This window comes from Corynebacterium sp. 5QC2CO, from assembly GCF_024580435.1.
Classification (GTDB): Bacteria; Actinomycetota; Actinomycetes; order Mycobacteriales; family Mycobacteriaceae; genus Corynebacterium; species Corynebacterium jeikeium_D.
In genome coordinates, this window is record NZ_JANIKI010000002.1 from 32,089 (window position 1) to 57,737 (window position 25,649).

General features: G+C 61.6%; 22 protein-coding genes and 1 tRNA gene. 17 read left to right on the forward strand and 6 right to left on the reverse strand.

The window, feature by feature from the left end; all coding sequences use genetic code 11:
• Positions 1 to 11 precede the first annotated feature (11 nt).
• The 12 genes from NQ014_RS02135 (at position 12) to NQ014_RS02190 (ending at position 12,807) form a co-directional block, all read left to right on the forward strand.
• Positions 12 to 665: an NUDIX hydrolase gene (locus NQ014_RS02135; protein WP_257073414.1), complete on the forward strand. Its 654-nt coding sequence runs from the start codon at positions 12 to 14 to the stop codon at positions 663 to 665.
• Positions 662 to 1,600, forward strand: coding sequence for a site-specific tyrosine recombinase XerD (locus tag NQ014_RS02140; RefSeq protein WP_257073417.1), 939 nt, complete (start codon positions 662 to 664; stop codon positions 1,598 to 1,600). The genes NQ014_RS02135 and NQ014_RS02140 overlap by 4 nt, the downstream gene beginning before the upstream one ends.
• 64 nt (positions 1,601 to 1,664) lie before the next feature.
• Positions 1,665 to 2,540, forward strand: a complete 876-nt coding sequence (locus NQ014_RS02145; protein ID WP_224433469.1) for a ParA family protein — start codon at positions 1,665 to 1,667, stop codon at positions 2,538 to 2,540.
• 3 nt (positions 2,541 to 2,543) lie between these two features.
• On the forward strand, positions 2,544 to 3,386 hold the full coding sequence (locus NQ014_RS02150) for a ScpA family protein (protein ID WP_257073424.1): 843 nt from the start codon (positions 2,544 to 2,546) through the stop codon (positions 3,384 to 3,386).
• Positions 3,387 to 3,460: 74 nt separating this feature from the next.
• Positions 3,461 to 4,075 (forward strand): SMC-Scp complex subunit ScpB, encoded by a 615-nt coding sequence (scpB, locus tag NQ014_RS02155; protein WP_005511298.1) that lies wholly within the window; start codon positions 3,461 to 3,463, stop codon positions 4,073 to 4,075.
• Between the two features lie 385 nt (positions 4,076 to 4,460).
• Positions 4,461 to 5,621 carry an endonuclease domain-containing protein gene (locus NQ014_RS02160; protein WP_257073427.1) on the forward strand — a complete coding sequence of 387 codons (1,161 nt, stop codon included), beginning with the start codon at positions 4,461 to 4,463 and terminating at the stop codon, positions 5,619 to 5,621.
• 262 nt (positions 5,622 to 5,883) lie between these two features.
• Positions 5,884 to 7,230 (forward strand): adenosylmethionine--8-amino-7-oxononanoate transaminase, encoded by a 1,347-nt coding sequence (locus tag NQ014_RS02165; protein ID WP_257073429.1) that lies wholly within the window; start codon positions 5,884 to 5,886, stop codon positions 7,228 to 7,230.
• Positions 7,231 to 7,256: 26 nt separating this feature from the next.
• Positions 7,257 to 7,946, forward strand: a complete 690-nt coding sequence (gene bioD / locus NQ014_RS02170; RefSeq protein ID WP_306438411.1) for a dethiobiotin synthase — start codon at positions 7,257 to 7,259, stop codon at positions 7,944 to 7,946.
• A 341-nt stretch (positions 7,947 to 8,287) separates the two neighbouring features.
• Positions 8,288 to 9,139, forward strand: coding sequence for a pseudouridine synthase (locus tag NQ014_RS02175; RefSeq protein WP_257073767.1), 852 nt, complete (start codon positions 8,288 to 8,290; stop codon positions 9,137 to 9,139).
• 51 nt (positions 9,140 to 9,190) lie between these two features.
• Positions 9,191 to 11,503, forward strand: a complete 2,313-nt coding sequence (gene der / locus NQ014_RS02180) for a bifunctional cytidylate kinase/GTPase Der (RefSeq protein WP_257073432.1) — start codon at positions 9,191 to 9,193, stop codon at positions 11,501 to 11,503.
• 133 nt (positions 11,504 to 11,636) lie between these two features.
• Positions 11,637 to 12,647, forward strand: coding sequence for a PASTA domain-containing protein (locus tag NQ014_RS02185; protein WP_257073435.1), 1,011 nt, complete (start codon positions 11,637 to 11,639; stop codon positions 12,645 to 12,647).
• An 86-nt stretch (positions 12,648 to 12,733) separates the two neighbouring features.
• Positions 12,734 to 12,807 (forward strand) — tRNA-Pro (locus tag NQ014_RS02190).
• 96 nt (positions 12,808 to 12,903) lie between these two features.
• Here the strand turns inward: NQ014_RS02190 and rraA are convergent.
• On the reverse strand, positions 12,904 to 13,377 hold the full coding sequence (gene rraA / locus NQ014_RS02195; protein ID WP_016422839.1) for a ribonuclease E activity regulator RraA: 474 nt from the start codon (positions 13,375 to 13,377) through the stop codon (positions 12,904 to 12,906).
• A 191-nt stretch (positions 13,378 to 13,568) separates the two neighbouring features.
• Here rraA and secA2 point away from each other — a divergent pair, with 191 nt between their 5' ends.
• From secA2 to NQ014_RS02220, 5 genes are all read left to right on the forward strand, one after another.
• Positions 13,569 to 15,848 carry an accessory Sec system translocase SecA2 gene (gene secA2 / locus NQ014_RS02200; protein WP_257073441.1) on the forward strand — a complete coding sequence of 760 codons (2,280 nt, stop codon included), beginning with the start codon at positions 13,569 to 13,571 and terminating at the stop codon, positions 15,846 to 15,848.
• 239 nt (positions 15,849 to 16,087) lie between these two features.
• Complete coding sequence (odhI, locus tag NQ014_RS02205) at positions 16,088 to 16,513, forward strand: oxoglutarate dehydrogenase inhibitor Odhl (RefSeq protein WP_005511304.1); 426 nt, start codon at positions 16,088 to 16,090, stop codon at positions 16,511 to 16,513.
• Between the two features lie 70 nt (positions 16,514 to 16,583).
• Positions 16,584 to 17,342 carry a MerR family transcriptional regulator gene (locus tag NQ014_RS02210; RefSeq protein ID WP_257073446.1) on the forward strand — a complete coding sequence of 253 codons (759 nt, stop codon included), beginning with the start codon at positions 16,584 to 16,586 and terminating at the stop codon, positions 17,340 to 17,342.
• Between the two features lie 45 nt (positions 17,343 to 17,387).
• Positions 17,388 to 17,987 carry a bifunctional nuclease family protein gene (locus NQ014_RS02215; RefSeq protein ID WP_257073450.1) on the forward strand — a complete coding sequence of 200 codons (600 nt, stop codon included), beginning with the start codon at positions 17,388 to 17,390 and terminating at the stop codon, positions 17,985 to 17,987.
• 388 nt (positions 17,988 to 18,375) lie between these two features.
• The gene (locus NQ014_RS02220) at positions 18,376 to 18,879 is read left to right on the forward strand and encodes a MerR family transcriptional regulator (protein ID WP_172620271.1); all 504 of its coding nucleotides are present in this window, start codon (positions 18,376 to 18,378) and stop codon (positions 18,877 to 18,879) included.
• Positions 18,880 to 19,043: 164 nt separating this feature from the next.
• Here NQ014_RS02220 and NQ014_RS02225 read toward each other — a convergent pair whose 3' ends face one another.
• The 5 genes from NQ014_RS02225 to NQ014_RS02245 all read right to left on the reverse strand — a co-directional run bounded on the left by NQ014_RS02225 (position 19,044) and on the right by NQ014_RS02245 (position 25,588).
• Entirely contained in the window at positions 19,044 to 20,642 is a 1,599-nt protein-coding gene (locus NQ014_RS02225; RefSeq protein ID WP_257073453.1) for a hypothetical protein, read from the reverse strand.
• A 97-nt stretch (positions 20,643 to 20,739) separates the two neighbouring features.
• The gene (locus NQ014_RS02230) at positions 20,740 to 21,648 is read right to left on the reverse strand and encodes a 3-methyladenine DNA glycosylase (RefSeq protein WP_257073455.1); all 909 of its coding nucleotides are present in this window, start codon (positions 21,646 to 21,648) and stop codon (positions 20,740 to 20,742) included.
• A 5-nt stretch (positions 21,649 to 21,653) separates the two neighbouring features.
• Entirely contained in the window at positions 21,654 to 22,868 is a 1,215-nt protein-coding gene (locus NQ014_RS02235) for a hemolysin family protein (protein ID WP_257073457.1), read from the reverse strand.
• Positions 22,865 to 24,250 carry a hemolysin family protein gene (locus tag NQ014_RS02240; RefSeq protein WP_257073459.1) on the reverse strand — a complete coding sequence of 462 codons (1,386 nt, stop codon included), beginning with the start codon at positions 24,248 to 24,250 and terminating at the stop codon, positions 22,865 to 22,867. The genes NQ014_RS02235 and NQ014_RS02240 overlap by 4 nt, the downstream gene beginning before the upstream one ends.
• Before the next feature lie 3 nt (positions 24,251 to 24,253).
• Positions 24,254 to 25,588, reverse strand: a complete 1,335-nt coding sequence (locus NQ014_RS02245) for a DEAD/DEAH box helicase (protein ID WP_257073461.1) — start codon at positions 25,586 to 25,588, stop codon at positions 24,254 to 24,256.
• Between the last annotated feature and the right edge of the window lie 61 nt (positions 25,589 to 25,649).

Consider the following 25,649-nt stretch of genomic DNA (forward strand, 5'->3'; position numbering starts at 1 on the left):
GAGTGAATCTCATGGCGCACGAATTTGACGTTGTTGATTCCGAGATTGTTCTCGAGGCACCTATTCTCGCGGTCCGTCGCGACCAGGTGCGAATGCCGGGTGGGAATATTTCTGCCCGCGAGATTGTGGAACATTTCGGCGCTGTCGCGGTCGTTGCCGCAGATGAGGATAACCGTCTCTACTTGCTGAATCAGTGGCGGCAGACGGCAGGGAAGCGCCTAGTGGAGCTGCCGGCCGGGCTTCTCGATGTCGCAGACGAAGACCCGCTGGAGGCCGCCAAGCGGGAGCTGGTGGAGGAAGCTGGGCTGGAGGCCGAGTCCTGGTCCCTGCTTACCGATATGTTCAGCTCGCCCGGCTTCGCAGAGGAAGCGGTTCGAATCTATCTGGCCCGGGGTCTCCGTGCCGTCGATAAGCCGGAAGCTCACGATGAGGAAGCGGACATGACTGCGTCGTGGATCGGCGTCGAGGATGCGGTGGCGATGGCACTGCGCGGAGAGATCCTCAACGGTATCGCGCTGTCCGGCATTCTGCTGGCGGCGGAGGTGCTGCTGAGGGGTGCGACGCCGCGCTCGGTCGCGGAGCCGTTCGACATTCGGCCGACGGCCCTGGCTCAGCGTCGAACGGAGCAGCTCGGCGCCGGCGCGGATTTGAAACGTATCCGATGAGTTCGATCGATCCGCTTGTCGATGCCTTCGTCACCTACCTCGCGGTGGAAAAGGGCTTGTCGGCGAATACGCTCGCCAGTTATAAGCGCGACTTGGAGAAGTACCGCACCTATCTGCGGGAGATTGGGCGCGCGGAATTGGCGCAGGTCACCGAGCAAGATGTGACAGAGTTCTTGGCGTATCTCGCGCGGGGAGATAAGTCGACGGGCAGGCCGGCACTGGCCCCGACCTCGGTGACGCGGTCACTGTCGGCCGTGCGGAGCTTCCACAAGTTCGCGGTGGGTGAGGGCGCGTTGGATGTGGATGTCGCCAAGCGGGTGGCGCCGCCGAAGCAGCCCTCGCGGTATCCGAAGGCGCTCAGCATTGATGAGGTCACCCGGCTTATCGAGTCCATCCCCAACGATGACACCGCTGACGTGACGGATTTGCGCAACCGCGCGCTGGTGGAGTTTCTGTACTCGACTGGTGCGCGCGTTTCCGAGGTCACCGGCCTGGATATCGATGACGTGGACCGCGACACCAACCTCGTGCTGCTGCGCGGCAAGGGTGGCAAGGAGCGCATCGTGCCCGTGGGATCGCCGGCCATGGCGGCGCTGGATGCGTGGCTGACACGCGGGCGGCCAAGCTGGGTGCGGGCGAACTCCGGGCCGGCGCTGTTTATTAACTCACTGGGGCGCAGGCTGTCTCGGCAGTCGGCGGGAAATACACTGGCGGAGCTGGGTGAGCGCGCCGGGCTGAAGGTGAAAATTTCCCCGCACACCCTGCGCCACAGTTTCGGCACACACCTGATTGAGGGCGGTGCCGATGTGCGCGTTGTCCAAGAGCTGCTGGGGCACGCCTCGGTGACGACGACCCAGATTTACACCATGATTACCGCGGAGAATATGCGCCGAGTCTGGGCGGGGGCTCACCCACGGGCTGAATACTCGCGGTAATATGTGGCGGTAATATATCGCGCAGTAGAATTGATGAGAAATCTTCAAGGAAGAGGGATTGACTGTGGCTGAAGAAGGGTTGTTTGAGGCCGATCGAGTTGAACTCGGTCTCACCGGTCGTCCGGCACGTGAGCTGCCGGAACCCGCACCCCTGAACAGTCATGGCCCCGCAGTCATCCTGGCAATGTGTAACCAGAAGGGCGGCGTGGGTAAGACCACCTCGACCATTAATCTGGGCGCGGCGCTGGCTGAGTTCGGCCGTAAAGTCCTGCTCGTTGACTTGGACCCGCAAGGCGCACTATCCGCCGGCCTCGGTGTCCCGCATGAGGAACTCGACCTGACCGTCTACAACCTCATCGTCGACGACACCACCGACGTCCGCGACGCCATCCACCACACCAAGGTTTCCGGCCTGGATCTGGTCCCGGCCAACATTGACCTGTCGGCTGCGGAAATCCAGCTTGTCAACGAAGTCGGCCGCGAACAGGCCCTCGGACGCGCGCTGCGCCCAGTGATGAATGACTACGACTTCATCATCATTGACTGCCAGCCGTCGCTAGGCCTGCTGACCGTCAATGCGCTGACCATCGCTGAGGGCGTCATCATCCCAATGGTGGCGGAGTACTTCTCCCTGCGCGGTCTGGCACTGCTCACCGACACGGTGGCCAAGGTCCGCGACCGCCTGAACTTCAACCTGGAAGTCTCCGGCATCCTGGTCACCATGTTTGACCGCCGCACCCGCCACGCCAAGGAAGTCATGGAACGCCTCATCGAGGTCTTCGGGGACAAGGTCTTCGACACGGTCATCACCCGTACCGTCCGCTTCCCGGAAACCTCCGTCGCCGGCGAGCCCATCACCACCTGGGCACCGAACACCCCAGCTGCGGCACAGTACCGCAACCTGGCCCGCGAGGTCATCGAGCGCAAAGGCCGCAAATAATAGGTGACTTCCCCGGATAGTTACACTCCCGAACCGTCGTCAAGCGATGGCGTGCAGGAAGAGATCACCGGCTTCCGCGTCGCGCTCGCGAACTTCAACGGACCTTTCGACCTGCTGCTGCAGCTCATCAGCAGCAAAAAGATGGACGTCACGGAGGTCGCGCTGGCGGCGGTGACCGACGAGTTCATCGCGTACACGCGCAGCCTTGATGCGGTTAGCGACCTCGACGAAATCACCGAATTCCTCGTCGTGGCAGCGACGCTGCTCGACCTCAAGACCGCACGGCTTCTGCCGCGTGGCGACGTCGACAGCGAAGAAGACCTCGAACTGCTAGAAGCGCGCGACCTGCTGTTCGCCCGACTGCTGCAATACCAGGCCTATGGCAAGGTAGCCGATCAGTTCGAGGAGTGGCAGAAGACCGCGCCTCGACGCTATCCGCGAGCTGTGGGGCCGGACAAGCAGTTCGAGGAGCTGCTGCCGCCCGAGCGCCTGGGCATGACGCTCGGGGAGTTCGCCGAGTTTGCGGCCGTCGTGATGCGGCCGAAGCCCCCGGAGGAAGTCGGCGTCGGGCACATCCACGGAGTGCCCGTGTCCGTGCCGGAGCAGGCGGGCAAGATTCTGGACTCGCTGCGGCTGGCCGGCGAGGGGACCTGGCTGACGTTTACGCAGCTGACATCGGAGTGCCGCGTGTCCATGGAAGTTGTCGGGCGGTTCCTGGCGCTGCTGGAGCTCTACCGAGCCAAGGCGATTGGTGTGGAGCAGGAGGAGGCGCTGGAGGAAATCCACGTGGCCTGGACAGGGCTCGACGTGGACCCGGCCGTCGTGGCGGCGGCGAACTGGGAGTAGGCGGCTGGTGCTAACAGCTGATTAGCGCCCGGCCAATTAGCGCCCGGCGCGGAAGGTTGCGTAATCTGACGCGCATGAGCGAAACCAGTTCCGCACCATCCGAGCAGGCCGTGGAGCCCGCGTCTGCTTCTTCGGCGCAGTTGCCGCCCATTGACCCGTTGCGAGCAGGCGTGGAGTCGATTCTGCTGGTAGTCGATACGCCGGTGGCGGCGGAGGATATGGCGCGGGCGCTGGATGTTTCCGCAAGCGATGTCCGTGACGTGCTTCGCGAGATCGAGTACGAATACCGTGCACGACGCAGCGGCATTGAGCTGCGTGAAACGGATGAGGGCTGGCGGTTTTACACAGCTCCCGCCCACGCCAGCGCGGTGGAGCGATTCTTGCTGGATGGCTCGCAGTCGAAGCTCTCACGTGCAGCTATGGAGACGCTGGCAGTGGTGGCTTACCGACAGCCGGCCACGCGTGCGCAGGTCTCCGGTGTGCGCGGTGTCAATGTTGATGGCGTGATGCGCACGCTGGTCGCGCGCGGTCTGATTGCGGAGTCCGGAGAGGACCCGGCAACCGGTGCGCATTTGTACGTTACGACGACGCTGTTCCTGGAGCTTTTGGGGATTGATTCGCTGGACCAGCTGCCTGATTTGGCTCCGCTGTTGCCTGAGGTCGACTTGATCGACGAGCCGCTGGACTAGGTGGGGCTCACTCCGTTAATAGATTCGCCTGACGGCTATTGATTCGCTCCTCGGTCATCGATCCACTTCACGACACGGGTGTCACCTCATGCCACCTCCACAGCTGCCACGAAGTGACATGGGTGTCGTGAAGTCGCATTTCGGGCTGGGTTGCTGCTCGCTACAGCTCACCGCGAGCCTTTGCACCCCACTGCACCCCCACACCGCACACCACACCCACCACACACACTGTGGATAACTCCCGAAAACTGCAAACTATCCACAGTCGACGCCAAATCGATGCCTCCTGAGTCTCCGTGTGAGCCCAAAAATGAGAACGTAGCACTCGCAAGCACTCGCAAACACGCAAACACTCACCAACACTCACAACACCACCCACCAGCAGTTGCCTGGACCTCAGGAGCGCAATCCGATGCCGCAGTGGATCTTCGACGTCGACGACATCATCCGTACCGGCCAGCAGCGCGAATGCGCCCGGCCCAGCACATTCGCAATCTCCCGAATCGGCCAGCACTCCGACCGAGATCTCCTCCGGCGGGCCAAAAGCGGCAGCCTCCTGTGGCTCGCACACGGCGCGTACGTGCCTGTCGACAGGTGGCTCGCCCTAAACAGCACCGAACGTTACATCCTGGAAATTAAAGCGCTCATCCATCGCGGCACCGCCACCGTAGTCACCCGCGATGCCGCCGCTGCTCTCCACGGTTTACCTCTACTCACGCACAACGCTCCCATCGCAATCGCCAACTCCGGCCGCAAGCGCGGGCAATCGCGAAGCACACCGAATGGCCCGTACCAGCCGCACAAACGCCTCATCCGCGTCTCCGGCCGGATTCTCCCCGAGGACATCGTAGAAGTCGATGGCCGCCTCGTCACCGATGTCCCAAAGTCCGTCATCGACGTCTGCCGTTCCCGCACCCCGCACAATGCACTAGTGCTTGCCGACGCCGCCCTCCAGCGCCACACGGACACCGAGGAACTGTTGGCTACGTTGGCTGCATATCCTCGCGCTCCGGGAAATACACAGGCCAGGAGGTTGTTGAGGCAAGCGACAGCGTCGTCGGAAAGCATTGGGGAATCGCTCACTAAAGAAGCAATCGTCCAGGCGGGGCTAGCTGCTGTCGACGATTCTCGGGCTCCGTTGCTTCAGCAGGTTTCCTTTCGGGATGATCGTGGCTTCATCGCGCGTGTGGACTTCTACCTGCCCGAACTTGGGCTGATCGTCGAGTTCGATGGCCGTATGAAATACACTGATGGCGGGGTCGCGGACACGCAGGTGGCAATCGCAAAGGAGCTGGAGCGCGAGAAACGCCTGAAGAATCTCGGACTGAATGTCATCCGGATCGTCTGGTCACAGCTTTTCGACGGCTCTGCCGTAGCCACCTTGCGGCAAGCGGCTGCGGAAATCCGGCGTCACCTGGCAAATGGTGGCAGTTGCTATCGCGGAAACTACGCCTTCGGGAGGCCGCCCCTCACAATCACAGGAAAGGCGGCCGAGTTGGCCATGCGTCGCCGACGAGTGTGGAGCCAAGCGGGGCGGCTGTACTAGCTGGCTGGCTTATCGGATTTAGCCCCGGTTCCGCTGCCGCTCCCGCAGCCGATCCCGCTGCCGCTTCCGGTCGCGCCCCAAACGCCACCCCAAACTCCACTTCACGACACGAGTGTCACCTCATGCCACCTCCACAGCTGCCACGAGGTGACATGGGTGTCGTAAAGTCGCTGAGACTGTCTGTAATCCTTGTGAGAAGTTCCACCACCAACCCCGAACGGCGTTCAAGTCGGGCGCTGTACAGGTATTATGCTTGAGTATCATGACAGCCTCGGAAACCACCCCGCCGCCCGCCCAACCACACACCCCGCAGCACTCCCAGCCAGCCATCGCCAACCTCGCCGAATTCGACGCCGACCACATCTGGCACCCATACGGCCCCATCCCGTCGCCGGTCGCGCCCAAGCTGGTTGAGTCCGCCGAGGGCGTGAACCTCCACCTCGCCGACGGCCGCACCCTCATTGATGGCATGAGCAGCTGGTGGGCCGCCTGTCACGGCCACTCGCACCCGAAGCTGGTCGCAGCCGCGAAGAAGCAGGCCACCACGATGTCGCATGTCATGTTCGGCGGACTCACACACCGTCCGGCCATTGAGCTGGCAGAGAAGCTCCTAAAGCTCGCAGGCCCCGGCTTCGATGCCATTTTTTACTCGGACTCGGGTTCGGTCTCCGTCGAGGTGGCGATCAAAATGGCGTTGCAGTATCAGCAGGCCAAAGGCCATCCCGAGCGCACCCGCCTGGCCACGTGGCGCGGCGGCTATCACGGTGACACCCGCGCGCCCATGACCGTCTGCGACCCCGAGGGCGGCATGCATTCGCTGTGGACGAGCCAGTGGACTCCGCAGGTCTTCGCCGACAAACCACCCGCCCGCGGCGCAACCGAAGAGGAACGCGCACGCTATCTCGCGCACTTCGATTCGCTTATCGACGACTCCGTCGCCGGCATCATCATTGAACCGGTGGTCCAAGGAGCGGGTGGCATGCGGTTTCATGACCACGAGCTGCTTGTGGGGCTCCGGAAGCTGTGTGACAAGCACGGAATCCTTCTCATCGCGGATGAGATCGCCACCGGCTTCGGCCGGGCCGGTGACCTGTTCACGACGCAGGCGGCCGGGATTGTGCCGGATATTATGTGTGTCGGCAAGGCGCTGACCGGCGGCTTTATGAGCTTCGCAGCCACCCTCGCCACCGCCGATGTGGCTCGCACCATTTCCAGTGGCGCAGGTGGAGGCATCATGCACGGCCCGACCTTCATGGGCAACCCCTTGGCCTGTGCGGTGGCCTGCGCGCAGCTCGACCTGATTGCAGAGGGGCAGTGGCGTGAGGATGTCCCGCGCATCGAATCCCGGCTCCGCGAACAGCTCCAGCCCCTATCCAACAGTGATGCCGTGGTCGACGTGCGTGTTCTTGGCGCAATCGGTGCCGTGGAGATGCAGCGCCCAGTGGACATGGGTCTGGCCACTGCAGCAGCTGTCGATGCCGGGGTGTGGCTGCGGCCATTCGGCAAGTTGGTCTACACCATGCCGCCGTACATCAGCACCAATGCCGAGGTCGACCGCATCTGCGAGGCCATCGCCGCCATCGTCGCCGCCGAGAAAGAACGCAAGTAGCGCAACCAAAAGGAGCATCAACCACCATGAGCATCGTCCTTGTCACAGGCACCGGTACCGATATTGGAAAGACCGTCGGCACAGCAGCCCTGGCAGCGGCACTTCGCGAGGAGGGCAAGGAGGTGCACGTCGTCAAGCCGATTCAGACCGGTTTTCCGGGCCCAAATGGCGGTGATTTGGACACTGTCGCGGAGCTGACGGGGATCGACAACCTGCATGGTTTCGAGCGTTACCCCGAGCCGATGGCGCCGGTGGCGGCGGCGCAGCGCGCGGGAATGCGCCTGCCGGAGGCCATGGAGATCGCGGAGAAGATCAAGCTTATCGACGGGCCGAACCGCGTTGTCCTCGTGGAGGGCGCGGGCGGGCTGCTGGTGCGACTCGGCGAGGACTGGGCGCTGCCGGAGCTGGCGGGGTTGCTGCCGGGTAGTCAGATGGTGGTCGTGACGCGGTTGGATTTGGGTTGCCTGAACGAGGCGGAGCTTACCGTCGAGGTGGCGCGGGGCCGTGGGGTCAATGTCACGGCGCTGGTCGGCGGTTCGTTGCCGGCGGAGGTCGACCCGATCATTGAGACGAACCTGGAGGAACTGCCGCGCATCACCGGGGTGCCGCTGCTGGGGTCGGTGCAGGCCGGAGCGGGCAGGCTGGACCGGCAGGAGTTTGTGGCGAAAGCTACGCAGTGGCTGCCGGGCGTGCGAGAGTGGGCCGCAGCGCTGTAAAAGACGCTGTAGGTGGAGGCCGCGCGGGACGTCGTTAAGCTGGCGTTTTGCGAAAAACGTGCTAAGGTGGCTAGACGACAAGGCGCGAGGCTTTCTCTGTAATTCTCTTTATTAACCTGCTTCCACCGGCCATTTTGGGCCCACGGGGGAGAGAACAGCGTCGCCTGGCGCTGACGTTCTAACAAACAGAACAATCTCCAACGCTTGAAAAGGATGTAGGTCAAGTGGCTAAACCCGCTCGCCGAGAAGGCACACCGGCACACAAGAACCGTAAGAATCACTCCAACCGCGGCTCCACTAACGCCCAGCGCAACCGCAGCCGTCGCGACAGCGGCGCGAAGATGGAGACCTCCAACGTCCACGCGAAGGACATCTACGTATCCAACGCCCGCCCGGCGCGCCACCAGCACGTGGACTCCGACCGCCGAGGCTCGGGCAAGCGCGTTCACAGCGAAGCAGGCGAGGGTGTGCGCCTGCAGAAGGTGCTCGCGCAGGCAGGCGTGGCGTCGCGTCGCATGGCGGAAAAGCTTATCGACGAAGGCCGCGTCGAGGTCGATGGCAAGATCGTGACGCGACAGGGCGTGCGGGTGGACCCGAACACGTCGGTGATTCGCGTCGATGGTTCCCGCGTCATCGTCAATGAGGACATGCAGTACTTCGTCCTGAACAAGCCACGTGGCGTGCAGTCGACCATGCACGATGACATGGGCCGCCCGTGTGTGGGCGACATCATCGGTGAGAAGATCAGCGCTGGTCAGCGACTCTTCCACGTGGGCCGCCTGGATGCGCCCACCGAAGGGCTGCTGCTGCTTACCAACGATGGTGAGCTGGCCAACCGTCTGATGCACCCGAGTTACGAGGTCACCAAGACCTACATGGCCACTGTTGTCGGCGAGGTCGATGCCAAGGTCATGCGTGAGCTGGAAAAGGGCATTGAACTCGATGACGGCATCGCTAAGGCGGACATGGCGCAGATCATCGACGTCTGGCAGGGTCGCTCTATCGTCCGCATCGAGCTGCACGAGGGCCGCAAGCACATCGTCCGCCGGATGCTCGAGACTGCGGGCTTCCCGGTCGAGCGTCTGGTGCGCACTAAGATTCACACTGTCCAGTTGGGCGAGCAGACCCCGGGCGCTCTCCGCGCACTCAACCGCGCTGAGCTGACCTCCCTCTACAACGCGGTGGGGCTGTAAATGGCACTAGTGAAAAAGAACGAAGAAAACCAAGGAGCTGAAGGAGCCCACATGAGCGAGCAGAACACTGACGACATGCTGTTGGTTGCCATTGACGGCCCTTCCGGCACTGGCAAGTCGACTGTCTCCCGGATGGTCGCAACCGAGCTGGGTGCAAAGTACTTGGACACCGGCGCAATGTACCGCGTGGCCACCCTGTGGGTGCTGCGCCAGGGCATCGACCCGACCGACGAGGAAGCCGTGGCCAAGGCGACGGCCGCCCTGCCGCTGGAAGTCTCCGATGACCCGAACTCCACCGCCGTCCTCCTCGACGGCGAGGATGTTTCCGGCGAGATTCGCGGCCCGGAGGTCACCCGCAACGTGTCGGCGGTCTCCGCGATTCCGGCCGTGCGCACCAACCTGGTCGCACTCCAGCGTTCGCTGGCCGCATCGGCTGTGCGCTGTGTGGTGGAAGGCCGTGACATCGGCACGGTCGTGCTCCCGGACGTTCCGGCGAAGATCTTCATGACCGCCTCCGCCGAGGTACGCGCTCGCCGCCGCTACGACCAGGACATCGCTGCTGGTCGTGAGGCTGACTTCGACACCGTGCTTGCCGACGTCATCCGCCGCGATGAACTCGACAGCAACCGTGCGACCTCTCCGCTGAAGCCAGCCGAGGATGCGTTCATTCTGGACACCTCTGAGATGGATATCGAAGAGGTCGTGGAAAACGTCCTCGATGTCGTTGAGACCGGCTACCCGGGGTCCACCATGGACTGGGACGATGTCGACAACGAGGAGTTCGAGGGCTCTTACGAGGACTCCTACGAGGACTCCGAGGACGACACCGCCGGACACCTGGTCGCAAATGTGGAGAGCGAAAACGCGCCGGGCACCGCAGGCAGCCACACCAGCGCAGATGAGTTCATCGACCGCACGATCGCTGACCACGAGACGATCATCTCCGAAGCCATCGAGCGCGCCGAGACCGGCCAGATCGACGACGATGCCGACTGGGAAGAACTGGAAAATGCTTTCGCAGCGCTTGGTGTGAGCGACGAGGAGGAAGAAGCTCTTCCGACCGTGGCCATAGTGGGACGACCGAATGTTGGTAAGTCCACCATGGTTAACAGATTCATTGGCCGTCGTGAAGCAGTTGTCGAAGACTTCCCAGGCGTGACCCGTGACCGCATCTCCTACCTGGGTGAATGGGGCGGTCGTCGCTTCTGGGTGCAGGACACTGGCGGCTGGGATCCGGATGCGAAGGGCATGCATGCGGCGATTGCTCGTCAGGCGGAGACCGCCATGGAGACCGCCGATGTGATTGTCATGGTCGTCGACACCACCGTCGGCATCACCGCCACGGAAGAGGTCATGGCCCGCCGCCTGCAGCGCGCGGAGCAGCCGGTTATTCTCGCCGCCAACAAGTTTGAGTCGGATTCGCAGCTTGGCGACGTCGCGGAGTTCTGGGCCCTCGGACTCGGCGAGCCGCACCCAACCTCGGCCCTCCACGGTCGTGGCAATGCCGACGTAATGGACGAAGTGGTGTCCTCCTTCCCGGAGGTGCCGCGTGCGAAGTCGCTGCCGACCGGGCCGCGTCGCGTGGCGCTGGTGGGCAAGCCGAACGTGGGCAAGTCCTCGCTGTTGAACAAGCTCTCCGGTGAAGATCGCGCTGTGGTCAGCGACGTGGCTGGTACCACGGTTGACCCGGTGGACTCGCTGGTGCAGATGGACGAGGCGCTGTGGCGCTTCGTGGATACCGCTGGTATCCGCAAGAAGACCAAGACCGCCAAGGGCCACGAGTTCTACGCTTCGCTGCGTACTCGTTCGACGATTGACAACGCCGAGGTCGTGATCTTCCTGGTCGATGCCTCCGAGCAGATTACAGAGCAGGATCAGCGCGTGCTGCGCATGATTCTCGACTCCGGTCGTGCACTCGTGGTGGCCTACAACAAGTGGGACCTCATGGATGAGGACCGCCGCGATCTGCTCGAGCGCGAAATTGAAGAGCAGCTAGCACACGTGCCGTGGGCTCGTCGGGTGAACATCTCCGCCAAGACCGGTCGCGCTGTGCAGAAGCTGGAACCGGCCATGCTGGAGGCCGTGGAGTCGTGGGATAAGCGCATCTCCACTGGTCGCCTGAACACTTGGTTGCGTGCGATCATGCAGCAGAACCCGCCACCGCTGCGTGGTGGCCGCCAGCCGCGCGTGCTGTTTGCCACCCAGGCATCCTCGCGCCCGCCGGTGATTGTGCTGTTCACAACTGGGTTCCTGGAGCACGGCTACCGTCGCTTCCTGGAGCGCAAGCTGCGTGAAGAATTCGGTTTTGAGGGCTCGCCGGTGCGCATCGCGGTGCGTGTCCGCGAGAAGAAGAAGCGCCGCTAGGACCTGCTGTTAAGCTCCGCCAGTTGCGCGAGGCGAGCCGAGAAAAGCCCAAAATGTGATTTAGGCAATTGCATTTTGGGCTTTTCGTTGGCATTTTAGAGTTTCAGTAAATTAGCGATAAGGAGAACTGACAATGGTCAGGCGCGGCAATAACCGTGACGGCTCTCAGCACGATGGCCGAGACAACAGCTACGGACGCGATTCCTCAAGCTCATACGGCGATGACTCCGCGACTCGCTACATTCCGCGGGACGAGGGATACCGCGGATATAACCCAGATGCCGACTTCGCGGGTGAGCAGCCGACCGAATACTTCGGTGGCGACTCCTCTGAGACACAATTCCTGCAGCGCGGCGATGAAACACGTTTTGAGAACTCGCGAGGTGCCGGTGCAGGAGCCGGTGCCGGCGCTGGTGCCGGAGCGCAAGGCGGTGGCGCGCAGGGGAGCGGCCAGTACTGGGCTCCGCTTTCTGAAGAAGAACGCGGCTATGGTCAGGCGGGCCAGCAGGCAGGCGCAACCCAGCAGTACGCCGCAGGTGGCGCAGGCGGTTACGGTGACATGAACAACGGCAACAACCGCGGTAATAACCGTGGCAACAGTGGCAATGATGACTCCAAGAAGGGGTGGGGTAAGCCTGTCGCCATTGTGGCCATCGCCGCCATGGTGGCCGTAGTCGCGCTGGTAGCCCTAGTCTTGTCCTTTACTTCCGGAACCGAGGACACCAACGACAATGCGGCGGAGCCGACGCAGGAGACGTCGTCAAGCCCGACGCCGACGACAACCTCGCCGGAAGAAACCACGACAAGTCCCACCGATCGCTTGGACCCGTCGGGTACGATTAACGACACCCGTGAGCGCCTCGAGCAGGAGCTCGACCAACTTCGCGAGTCGCCGCCAGCTATCCCCGGCCCCGGTGAGCGCAGCAGCGGTTGGGGCACCATCCCGCAGGGCGTGGTGGGCAAGAGTCCGGCATCGGTTGAGGTGGAATTGCGTACCAACGGCTACCAGAATGTGACTGTCGTCGACGCCGCGGGCAATCCGACCAACTCTGTGGCCGCGATCATGGGTAAGGTTGCCTCGATCGATCCGCCGGAGGGACAGATGGCGGAGACATCCACGCCTGTGACCATCTACCTGCAGTAATGCGGTGGCCAGGGAAGGTGCCAGGGGCGATTTTCGCCTTCAAACTCCAATGATGTAACCTATAGCTCGTTGCACTTTCGTGCACGCGGGCTGTAGCGCAGTTTGGTAGCGCACCTCACTGGGGGTGAGGGGGTCGTCGGTTCAAATCCGGTCAGCCCGACAAAATAACCGCCGTCTTCTGGAAGATTCCGGGAGGCGGCGGTTTTGTTTACGGCTATTGCTTAAGGCTTTTGTTTGCCCATAGCTCACAAGCGCACTAGCGCACGACAATACCGTCGGAGTCAGCGTAGAGCGTCTCGCCCGGAACGAAGTCGATGCCGCCGAAGGAGACAACGACGTCGCGCTCGCCCTCGCCGGTCTTGGTGGACTTGCGCGGGTTGGTGCCAAGCGCCTTGCAGCCGAAGTCCATCTCGCCAATCAGCTTGGAGTCACGGATCGCGCCATTGACGACCACACCAGCCCAGCCATTGTCCTTGCCGAGCCCCGCAATAACGTCACCGACCAGCGCCGTGTGAACAGAAGCGTCACCGTCGATGACAAGCACGCCGCCCTCAGACGGCTCGGAGAGGACCTTCTTCAGCAGCGCGTTGTCCTGGAAGCACTTGACCGTGGAGATCTTGCCGCAGAACTCCACGCGACCGCCGAGGTTACGCATCTGAGTATCGCAGGAACGCACGTCCGGGCCGATCTCGTCAACCAGGTCAGCGGTGGGGATGAATTCGATTGCCATAGGGGATTCAAGTCCTTCCGAAAATTGCTCGCATCAAGTGTTAAACCCATTGTTTCAAACTCAAGATGTGACTAAAGACATATGGTGCAAATTCGCTGGCAGCGATTGATACTCCGAAGGCTGGTCCAGATTGATTACTCTGGTGAGTCAGAACGCGCCGACAACCACACGTGCGCAGGAAAGGGTAAAAGATGGCTGGGTTTAATTGGTTTTGGAAGGCTCTCGGCGGCAAGCAGGGGCGCAACCAAAAACGCAGCGTAGGGCTGGTGGCGCGCGCCGCTGAGCTCGAGCCACAGGTACAGGCGCTTTCCGACGCCGACCTCGCCGACTTCGCCCGCCAACACGCCACCGATGCACCGGAGCTTTTAGCCGCGCTCCGCGAAGTCTCCCAGCGCACCCTGTCCATGCGCCCCTTCGATGTGCAGCTGCAAGGCGCGCTGGCGCTCATGGAGGGAGACGTTATCCAGATGGCCACCGGTGAGGGCAAGACTCTCTCCGGCGCCCTGGCCGCAGCCGGGTTCGCGCTGCGTGGCCACCGCGTGCATTCCGTGACTGTCAACGACTACCTCGCAGGCCGCGACGCGCAATGGATGCAACCGCTGTTCGGGTTCCTTGGACTCTCGGTGGCGGCTATTTCGCCGCAGGATGGTCCGGGGGAGCGTCGTAAAGCATATGCGGCAGACATCGTCTACGCCGCCGTCAACGAACTCGGCTTTGACCTACTACGCGACCGCTGCGCGCCGACCATCGAGGACCGCGTGCAGTCGCCCGCTGATGTCGCGATCATCGACGAGGCCGACTCCGTACTGGTCGATGAAGCGCTGGTCCCCCTCGTGCTCGCCGGCACTGAGCCTGGCACCGCACCGACCGGACAGATTACCGACGTGGTGCGCCGACTGCAGCTCGGCGATGACTACACCGTCGACGAAGGCCGTCGCAATGTCTTCCTCACCGATACCGGCGCTGCGCGCGTCGAACGGCTGCTTGGCATCGGCTCGCTGTACGACGCCGAGCACGTCGGCACCACTCTGGTTCAGGTCAACGTCGCACTGCACGCCCACGAGCTGCTGCAGCGCGATGTCGACTACATCGTGCGCGACGGCAAGGTACAGCTCATCGACGCCTCGAAGGGGCGCGTGGCGGAACTGCAGCGCTGGCCGGACGGTCTGCAAGCGGCAGTAGAGGCCAAGGAGGGCCTGCAAGTCTCTGAGGGAGGCCGCATCCTGGACTCCATGACCATCCAACAACTCGTCGGCCGCTACGACATCACCTGCGGCATGACCGGCACCGCCACCTCCGCGGGCGACCAGTTCCGCGAGTTCTACGGACTCCACGTCTCCGTCATCGAACCCAACGTGCCATGCATCCGCGACGACGAGCCCGACCGCATCTACGCCACCACCGACGACGCGTTTAACGCGCTTGTCGACGAGGTCGTGGAACTCAACGGCACTGGTCGACCAATACTCGTAGGCACCCGTGACGTGGCCGAATCGGAACGCCTGGCCGATGCGCTGGTCCTGCGCGGCATCGAATCCTCGGTGCTGAACGCGAAAAATGACGAGCTGGAGGCCCAAGTCATCGCCAATGCTGGCGATATTGGTCGCGTCACGGTGTCCACTCAGATGGCCGGACGAGGAACCGATATTCGCCTCGGCGGAGCAGACGAATCCAACCGCGATGCCGTTGTCGAACGCGGTGGACTATGCGTCATTGGTCTGGGCAAGCACCGCACTGACCGACTGGACAACCAGCTGCGTGGCCGCGCCGGGCGCCAGGGCGATCCGGGTTCATCGGTGTTCTTTGTCTCCCTGGATGACCCGGTGATTTCCGAAGGCGCTGCTGGCGAGACGCTGAGCGTGCTGCCCGAGGACGATGGCCGCGTTCGCGATAAGAGGGCCTACCAGTTCATCGACCGCGCACAGCGAGTGACAGAGGCGACCATGCTGTCGATTCATGCGACGACGTGGAAGTACAACAAGCTCATCGGTGACCAGCGCGAGATTCTGGATGAGCGCCGGGAGAAATTGCTGACTACTAATGCTGCCTGGGAAGAACTGTCCAAGCTGGCATCGGCGCGGGCGAAGGAAGTCGAAGCCGCAGTTGGGCGCGATGTCGCCGAGGACGCTGCCCGGGAAATCATGTTGAGCCACCTGGATCGCGGGTGGTCGGACCACCTGGCGGATCTGGATGACCTGCGGGAGTCGATTCACCTGCGTGCGCTGGCTAAGGAAAGCCCCATTGATGAGTTCCACCGCGCCGCCATCGGAGCCTTTAAGAACCTGGTGAACAATGCCGTCACCGAGTCGGTGCAGACCTTCCAGGAGGTCGAAATCGACAGCGATGGTGCACATCTGGAGGACACGGGTCTTGCTCGCCCGAGCTCGACGTGGACTTACATGGTCAACGACAACCCATTGAGCAATGGTGGCGGCTCGGTCGTCGGCTCAATTGCAGCGATGTTTAGGTAAGCCGTAACCACGCGTTTGGTAACAATTTGAAAATATTTTCTCAGGTGGCCGGCCTAGGTGCCCCCACAGAGAGAGCTCTCCGATGTCGGTATTTACGCATATCAATCATGTTGTACATACCCTGTCGGTGAGCTGTGTCACAACATGGTTGGGATTAGGTAACAACACGAAAGCGGTTGGGGCGCTATTATCTAAAAAGTAACGAGTAAATCGCCCAAGGTTATCCCGGAGGGAAAGATATGACTAGCAATAGCGGCCAGCCAGAGGCATCGGTCGAGACCACCTCGGTCTTCCGTGCAGATTTGCTGAAGGAAATGGAGTCCAGCTCTAACACGGACTCCACGGTCTCCGGTGTTGAAGGACTTCCGGCGGGCTCGGCACTCTTGGTTGTCAAGCGGGGGCCAAACGCGGGTTCGCGTTTCCTGCTCGATCAGGCAGTCACCACCGCTGGTCGTCACCCGGACAGCGACATCTTCCTCGATGATGTGACTGTTTCCCGTCGTCACGCAGAGTTCCGCAAGAACGGTGACTCCTACGAGGTTGTCGACGTGGGATCGCTGAACGGTACCTACGTTAACCGCGAGCCGAAGAACTCCGCGGTTCTGGCTAATGGTGACGAGGTTCAGGTCGGTAAGTTCCGCCTCGTCTTCCTGATCGGTAACTAATTCGACATCGGTTAATGTCGGCACCTATCGGCATTAACCCCTTATTTTTGTAAAGGCTCGGAAAAGACCAGTGGCAGCAGTACGCAAATCAGCAGTTTCGCAGCCGACTTCGTCGGAAGGCACTGCGAAGCAAGCACGCTCGGTGGGCAAGAAGAAGACCATCGGTGCTGTGCTGAAGGAAGTCAAGGTTGAGTTCCCTGATGTAACGCTGTCCAAAATTCGTTTTCTCGAGTCGGAGGGGCTGCTGTGCCCGTCGCGTAGCTCCTCGGGTTATCGTCGCTACAGCCAGGCGGACATTGACCGCCTGCGCTACATTCTCACTGTTCAGCGTGATAACTACTTGCCGCTGAAGGTTATTAAAGAGCAGCTCGACGAAATTGATGCGGGCAACGCTGGCGGCGATGGTCTGGCATCGGTCACTCCACTGGTGACGGCGGATCAGTTCCGCGAAGCCGCAGTGGTTTCGCTGACGCAGGCGGAGCTGGCAGAGCGCACCGGCGCTAGCGAGAAGTTCATCACTGAACTGGTTCGAGTGGGCCTGATTACTCCGGACACGCTGAACATGTTCGATGGCGATGACCTGCTTATCACTGAGACGGCGGTCAAGCTGGCTGAGTTTGGCCTGGATGCCCGGCACCTCAAAACTGTGCGTACCGCTGCGGCTCGTGAGGCAGATTTGGTGTCACTCGCTGCTAGTCCGCTGAGTAAGTCGCGTGCGGCTAGCGGCAAGCAGAAGGCTGTGGAGATGGGCCGTGAGATGACTGCGCTGATGGTCACGCTGCACGGCACTTTGGTCAAGCGCCAGGTCAACAAGGACCTGGGGAAGTAGTCGGTAGTCCCGCGTAAATAGTGGCTCGCTACAATTATCGCTGTTATGGACGAAAAACTCGTAGAAGTCAAGTTTCTAGACTGGATGGCGCATCCTCCTGAGGACGATCCAGTGCTACTCCTGCATGCCGAAGAGACCAATCGGATTATCCCGATTTGGATTGATTTGGCGACAGCGACGGAGTACTCCGCCCGTGAGACCGGCGCTACGCAGCGTCGCCCAGGCATGCATGAGGTCTTCGTCGATACGCTGGACATGGTGGGGCAGAGCGCCCTACGCGGCCAGATTACGGGCGTGCACGAGGGCGTTTTCATCGCCAGCCTGGTGCTCGAAGGTGGCGCAGAGATTGATATGCGGCCCTCCGACCTCATCCTTATCGCTAGCGAGCTTGAGGTTCCGCTGTATGTCGCGCGTGATGTGCTCGACGCCACGTCGGTAGCGGCGCGTCTCGTCGCAACCAATGGCGGTTCGCTTGCCGACGAGTCGGAGACCGACTCCGTCGAGGCATCGGTGTCGGAGTTTGCGGAATTCCTCGACAGCATTGATGCTGACTACTTCGCCGAGCCGCATGGTGATGCGGAGGACAAGAAGTCTGATGGTGAAGCCGACGGTGGCACCGATTCAGCTTCCGATGGCGACCGTTAAACGTGTGACTGGAGTGAATAACCGGTTGCTTTTGAGGTAGTTGTGACGCTTATTTCCTCCGGCGTGTCGCTGAATGCCCCCATAAAAGGGGTAACTTTTCGTAAGTTATAGTTTCATCCCGTCCTGCGGTTTTGCTCCCGGGTCGTGCTTGAGCTGGGGAAACTGTGACTCCAAACTCTAAACCTTAACTTTAGGTTTAGAGATTCGGCGTGTCGTGCTGTGATGTATTGACAGCCGATTAACCTTGGCGAAAGATAAATAACGGCAGTGAAACTACCTCGGGAGAATTTATATGGTCGACGACAGCAGCGGTTCGCTCTTTGGCGACAATGAGCTCCGTGCGTCGGACTCGCAAGAGCCGCGCGCGGTTCAGGAATCCCTGTTCGACATGGGACCGGACGAGCAGGTTGGCTACCGCGTTCCTATCGCATGTCAGGTAGCGGGCATTTCTTACCGCCAGCTGGACTACTGGGCACGCACCAAGCTGGTGGAGCCTTCTATCCGTACCGCTAAGGGCTCGGGTACCCAGCGTCTGTACTCCTTCCGCGACATCCTCGTTTTGAAGATTGTTCGCGGTCTGCTGGACACCGGTATTTCCCTGCAGAATATCCGTCTGGCTGTCGATCGCCTGCGCGACCTCGGCGTCGATGACCTGGCTACCATCACGCTGGTTTCCGACGGTCGCACCGTCTACCAGTGCCGCTCCAATGAAGAGGTCATCGACCTGCTCAACGGTGGCCAGGGAGTGTTCGGCATTGCTGTCCCGGGCATTATGAAGGAACTGACTGGCACCATCGCCTCCTTCCCGTCCGAGCGTATCGACGGTACTCAGGAGAACCCAGGTACTGGCATCGATGAGCTGGCTGAGCGTCGTCGCCGCCGCATCTCCTAACCGCCAACAGATACGGTAACCGCCAACTGTATGGCTGAATAGCGGCGTCGCTGCTATGGCCGCCGCTCAAAGAAGCGAAACAAACTAAACGAAAACCGCCTTCCACAACTGGTTCCGTCTTACCTCTCCCGAGGTTGGACCAGATGGAGGCGGTTTTTTGCTACTTACTCCGTACCGATAGCCGCAGCCAACTGAGAGGCCAGGCCATCGCCGTAGTCAGCCGCAATGCGCAGAGAGCCGGTGGTCATATTTGCCACTCCCTGCAGCTCGGGGCTGGAACTGTCGCCGTCGGGAAGCACGATGACCTCAATCGTTACCGGGCGGTCCGGGCTAATGAGTTCCTTGATCCTCTCGACAGACTCGACGGCATCGGCACCCGAGGCATCGCGCCCCGAGGTGAGCACGACGAGACGGTTGGGCTTGTCAGGGGAGTAGGTGTCGCGGGCGGCCTGGTAGGCATCGATAAGCGCTGGCCAGAACTGTGGCTCACCACCGGCCGGAAGTTCGGCCAGCGAACCCTTTACGGCGTCCGCGCCATTGTTGGCCTGGTCATCGGGGGCGGGAAGTTCCGCGAGGCGGTTTACTTCAGGTGCGAATGTCCACAGGCCGTAGCGGCCGCCAGGTGCCGCATCGATAGCGCCGGTCAGTGCCGCAGACAGCGCTCCGACATCGACGCCCTCGGAGGTGTCAGCGAGCAGGAGCGCCGAACCCACCGCAGTTGCGGGCTGTTGCGCGTCCGGCTGCTCCAGTGCTGGCGGCAGCGCAAAAGAATCCGTCTGAATCTGCGAGAGCACTCCAAAGTTCTCCGCTACTTCAGGGCTGAAAGTGCTCTCAGCAGCTTCGCCGTCGGCGCCGTGATCTGCTGCGAAGTTGCGGAAGTCCTCGGCCGCGCGAGCCGTGTTCTCGTCGATCTTGCCACCGGAGCCAAAGGTGACAACTGGCGCGTGTAACTGGGGTGCATCCGCAGGGGAGACCAGCTTCAGCCCCTCTCCGGCCATCTGCAGCATGGGCTGGGTCGCGGCCACGCCGTCGAAGTCGGCGACGTTCTGGCTGAGCATGGTCAGCAGAGTATTGGAGGTGTAGATCTCACCCAAGTCAGCGCGTTCGCGAGCGACATCCGGGCCACCGCCAAGCCGAGCACTGATCACGGCCGACAGTGCCGCATCGGAGCCACCGGGGGCGGCCACGCGCAATCCCGCAAGCTCTTCCCAGGTGGCGTTGTTCAGCTGGTCAGCACGATTGGTTGTGAAGGCCACGCCGCTGGCAATCGGCGGCAACCACGTCTTGGGGGCGTTGACCTTGACCTTGTTCGAGTTCTTCGCCTGGTCCACGAAAGAGACATCGGCGGGAATCCAGACTCCCGGAGTCATAATTCCGGTGTCGGCTTCACCCGCAGCGGGATCCTCCGGAGCTCCCTCACCAGCTTCAGCACCGCCAGCCTCAGTCAGGGCGTTCACAACCTCCTGCGAGCCCGCCACCGTAATCTGTGGCCGCACACAGAAGTCCCTCACCACGGGATTCGACTCGCCATAGTCCTGCACGAGTTTCTGTGCCGAGCCCACCGCAGCAGGATCAGCGGTCACCACCAGTGTCAGGTCACCCTTCGTACACCGTGCACGGTCAGCATCAATCGACGAATCGTTGCTCTTGCGCAGATTAACCCAGGCAAAAACCGCAGCCACCAGAACAATTACGACCAAGACGGCAATAAAAGGCCCCTTAGCTACTCGATAGTTGTTCTCACCCGAGGCGTGTCGTCCCATGTCGTTCTAGCCCTTTCTATGCTGAGTGTGCTCGGCACTGTCGACTCGCAGCAGACCTCATCGTAAAGCACAAACGCGCACGTAACTGCTGCCAACTTTACTGCGTGGACAATGCGACATCTACCACTTCGAGAAGACGGCCGCGCAGAACATCGGCACGCGCGCTGAGCTCACGCTGGCGGCGGACGTACTCGGCCTTGCCTTCGGGCGTTTCGATGCGAATAGGTGAAAAACCCCAATCCCGCAGATCGTAGGGAGCGGCGCGCATATCCAACTCACGAGCACTGCACGCGAGCTCGAAAGTATCCAGCCACAGGTCGCCGGGGACCGCCTCGCCGAGCTTGGTCGCCCATTTATACAAGTCCATGTTGGCGTGCAGACACCCCATCTGCTCACAGTGCGGCTGCGTCTCGCGCGTCGGTGCAAACTCGTTGAGCGGCACGGCGTCGGGCGTGAAGAAACGGAAGGCATCGAAGTGCGTACATCGAACCGTGTGGGCCTCGACGACCTCGTCCGTGCCTGCCTGACCTAGCCGCAGTGGCTCCGGATGACGATGCTCGGGCTGGCGATACACCATCGCCCATTCATGCAGACCAAAGCAGTCAAAGTGCGCCGGATTCGCGCGCGTCGAACGCAGCAGATTGCCGATGTACGCCACCGTCGTACCTCGCTTATCGACGTACGCCGAAACATCCATGCGCGCCGTCCCAGAGGCGGTATCGGTGGGGTCCTTGCTGGCAGGACTGTCGGTAGCGCTGCCCGTGTCGAGGGTAAAGAACTTCAGGTGACTGATGTCCTTGGCCGTCGCACCGGGAAGATCTACGCCGATGCCCGGTGACCAGCGGCGGAGTTGGCCGGGTTTAACGGGGTAGTACTCGAAGATGAAGTCCCAGACCGGGTGGCGCTGGCCGCGACTGCGACGGGACAGGTGGTCGCGGGTCAGGACATCGACGCGGGCGATATGCCTTGCCTTGGCTTCACGCCAATCGAAAGACGACTCGGGCATAGGTGTCACTGCTGGCGTCCCTGCGTGGTGCCCGGTCGGGTCCGGGGCTGGTTCACGGTCGAGTGCTGCTTTGGCGCACCGCTGCGACGCGGGGAGACCTCGTGGGTCCAGTCGCGCACGACACCGACCTGCTCCTCGATGAGGTCCTCCAGAGCCACGATGCCGATCTGCTCCGCGCCGGAGAAAGCACCAGTCTTCGGGGCGATACTTGCCGGGGCGTTTGCGCGCAGGTGCGGCTTTGGCATGCGAGCGCGTACAGCCACTGCCATGTGGGCGCTGTAGCGGCGCATGATGCGCAATCCCTCATCCAGCGTGGCATCGATGGGAATCTCGATCATCGGGCGAATCTCGTCATCGGGGATGGCTGTCTCCGGTCCGGAGGCAGGGTCCATGACGCGGTCTAGGACATCCTTGACGTGAACATAGCCACGGTACTCGTTGGGTTCATTGTTGGCCGCAGCGACGGGGAACCGGGAGAAGCCAGTTTCGGTGACCGCCGTCTCTAGGTCGCCCACAGTCGGTGCGGTGGGGAGGCGCCGAATCTGCTCGTGCGGAATTAGCACCTCCTCAATGGTGCGCGTGGCCGAAGCCAGCGTGCGACGAAGTCGGACGTGCTCCTCGCTGTCAAGGAGCCCCTCTTGACGAGACTCCGCAATCATCGATGCCAACTCAGTCGAATCGACAGTGGTGTCGAGCTCATCGCGCTGCTCAATGCCGAACAGCCTCAGCGTATGGCGAGCCATCCAGTTAAACAGCAGCAACAGTGGCTTGGTCAGGCGGTAGAAGACCATATGAACCGGAATAAGCAGCATAGCCATCGTTTCCGGGCCTGCCAGCGAGATGTTCTTCGGGACCATCTCACCGAGCATGATGTGCAGCACTGACACCAGCATCAATGCGATGGCAAAGCTCAGCGGATGCAGCAGCGACTCCGGAATACCCATCTGCTGGAAGGGAGCTTCCAGCAGATGTGCCAGCGCCGGCTCGGAGACCTTACCCAGCAGTAGCGAGGCAATAGTGATGCCCAGCTGTGCGGCGGCGAGCATCATCGACAGGTGTTCAGAAGCATTGATAACTGTGCGAGCGCGCTTCTTTCCCTGAGCCAGCAGCGCCTCCAAGCGATCGCGGCGAGCAGCAATAAGCGAGAACTCCGCGCCCACGAAAAATGCGTTGACCAACAACAAGAAGAAGGTCAGGAGGATTCCAAACCAGTCACTCATAGGTTGAACATCTCCTTAGCGCGCTCGTTGGTCACAGGAATCAAAATGGCACGATCCACGCGGCGGTCATCCATCGCCAGAATGCGTGCGTACCAGCGTCCGGCGATACCCGATTCGAACTCGTCCATGAAGTCGCGTTCGGTCTCTGGCAGCAGGACGACGTCACCGACCTCCGGGATGCGACCGAGCGCAAACATAATCAGGCCACCGAGGGTTTCGAAGCTGCCCTCCGGGGCGAAGTATCCGACCTTGGTCGGCAGCTCGTCGGTACGCACAAGGCCGGAGCAATTCCAGCCTTCAATTGCGCGCTTGACTTCCTGCTCGGACTCTTTGTCGTCGTACTCATCCCAGACCTCGCCAAGAATTTCCTCGACGACGTCCTCGATGGTGACAATGCCGGCGATGCCGCCATACTCGTCTGCGACCAGCGCAATCTGCGAACCAGCCGAACGCACGGCCTCCAGTACGGCATCGCCGTCCAGCGACTGCGGCAGCGTCGGCACTGGCCGTGCAACCTCCCGCATGGTGGTAGTTGAGCGCTTCGCCGCAGGCACCGCGAATGCGTCCTTGACGTGGACAACACCGACAGTGGCATCGAGGTCCCCGTCAGTAATGGGGAAGCGGGAATGTCCCGATTCGATGGCGACAGCCAGCAGATCCAGCGCCGTGTCATCGACATCGAGGGAGGTAATCGTCGACCGCGGCGTCATCAGGTCCTCCGCAGTAGTTTCGCCAAAGCGTAACGACGACTCGAGCACAGCAGCCTTCGACTCATCCAATGCACCCTGCTCTGCAGAATTGCGCACCAGTGCTTCCAGCTCCTGCGGGGAACGCGCCGACGCCAGCTCATCCGCCGGTTCAATACCGAGCTTGCGCACCAGCCAGTTCGCCGAGGCATTCAGCGACTGAATGAAGTAGTGGAACACCCAGTTAAACGCCATCACAGGACGAGCCGTAACGCGCGCAGCCGCCAGCGGCTCTGTAATCGCGACGTTCTTCGGCACCAATTCGCCGTAGACCATTGACAACATCGTGGCCACAATGAGCGCAAGAATCAGTGCGGTCGGTCCCGCTGCAGACTCGTTGAGCCCCATCCAATGCAACATCGGCGTGAAGTACTGCGCCAGCACCGGTTCCGCGAGGAAACCAGTTGCCAGTGTCGTCAACGTAATGCCCAGCTGCGCACCGGAGAGGTGGAAGGACAGTCGATTATGTGCCTTGTAAACGGCCTCAGCAGGTGCATCCGCCGAACGGGCGCGGTCGGCGTCAATCGTAGACCGCTCCAGTCCCGTCAGCGCGAATTCAAACGCCACAAAGAGGCCGGTGCCAGCGGTTAGCGCGATAAAGCCGACAACCGCGACAATATTGAGAACAATATCCACTGATTATCTCTTCTTCTTTTTCCCTCGCTTGGGGCGGTGTACGCGACCGCCAGCACGATTCTTTCCGCTTGCCGACGGGCCACCGCGACCGCGGTAACCGGCACCACCAGCACTGCCTGCAGATTGGCTCTGATCTTGACGAGTCCGGCGCGGACGCCGTGCGCCCAGTTCCTTGACAAATCGCGGCAGCCCCGGAGCGGCGCGGAGCTCTTCAGCTTCAACGCCGGCCCCTGCCAGCAGCTCACGGGCCTGATCAACCTGGCGGTCACGCACAATCATCGCTACCGTGCCGGAAGCACCTGCACGAGCCGTCCGACCCGAGCGGTGAATATACGTCGCGGAATCCCTTGGCGGATCCGCGTGCACAACCAAGTCAAGAGCATCGATATCAATGCCACGAGCGGCCACATCCGTGGTGACGAGGACATTGATTTCACCGTCGGCAAAGGCCTTGAGGACTGCGCGACGAGTTGCCTGGCCGCGATCGCCGTGGAGGAAACCTAACTTGATGTCGTAGAACTGTAGAAACTTAGCCAGCTGCACGACACGCGCTTTAGAGTTGGCGAAGATGACGCACTGTTCCTTGCGGGAGGCGATCCACGCGACAACCTCGTCGGCTTCGTTGTTGTCCTCCACCCGAAGTAACAGATGCCGCATGTTGCGCATGGTCAACCGGGAGGCAGTGACCTTGTGCTTCGCAACTTCGGTGCTACTTGCGCGACGGTCGCGGATAAGCCCCGCGGCGTCGTCGTTAATCGTGGCGGAAAAAACCATGCGCTGTGCCGACTTCGGACACGCACGGACCAGGCCCAGAACATCGGGCAGAAAGCCCATGTCAGCGAGCATGTCCGCTTCGTCTACGACGACGGCGAGAACGTGCTCAAGGCTGAGTACGCCGCGGCGGCGCAAATCGTGTGCGCGACCCGGTGTGACTACAGCGATATCGACTGGCGCAGCGAGCAGCGTCTGTTGCTTGGCCACGGAGTCACCGCCGACCAAGCTCAAGACACGCAGACCTGCAGCGGCACCGATGTCAGCGAGGACATCAGCAATCTGATCTGCGAGTTCGCGCGTCGGCGAAATAATGAGCGCGCGCGGGTAACCGGGAAGCGCTGGAGAGGCGTTATTGAGTAACGCGACCAGCGGAATGCCGAATGCGAGCGTTTTGCCCGAGCCTGTGGGGGCCTGTGCAAGAACGTCCTTGCCAGCGAAAGCATCTGGCAAAGTTGCCACCTGCACGGCGGTAGGCGAAGTTATGTGCTGGGCACGCAGAATACTCACAATCGCTTCAGGCGTGCCCAACTGTCTGAAATCACTGGACTCAGCAGGAGGGGGCATGCTTGTTAGAATACCGCTATCCCCGGACTGCCATGCAATAGGCACGTCCGGTGAGCTGGAA